Genomic DNA, 276 nt, shown 5'->3' with positions numbered 1-276 from the left:
TGATCCCGGAGGCCATTGCCTTCTCGATCATTGCCGGTGTCGATCCCAAAGTGGGTCTTTACGCCTCTTTTTGTATTGCGGTGATCATTGCCTTCGTGGGTGGCCGTCCCGGCATGATTTCGGCAGCCACTGGCGCCATGGCCCTGTTGATGGTGACACTGGTTAAAGAGCATGGTCTCGAGTATCTCCTTGCTGCGACGCTGCTGACCGGTGTTCTTCAGATTGCCGCTGGCTACCTTAAGCTCGGCGGCCTGATGCGGTTCGTCTCGCGCTCGG

1 protein-coding gene is annotated in these 276 nt (G+C 58.0%); it reads left to right on the top strand.

Annotation, left to right across the window (positions count from 1 at the left end):
• Window positions 1–276: SulP family inorganic anion transporter (locus tag B2W52_RS00170; protein ID WP_286800948.1), on the top strand; the 276-nt coding region annotated here is incomplete at both ends.

This window comes from Marinobacter sp. UBA2498 (assembly GCF_002341575.1).
Classification (GTDB): domain Bacteria; phylum Pseudomonadota; class Gammaproteobacteria; order Pseudomonadales; family Oleiphilaceae; genus Marinobacter; species Marinobacter manganoxydans.
The sequence above is the reverse complement of the archived record's forward strand: the minus strand, read 5'-3'. Positions and strand labels throughout refer to the sequence as shown.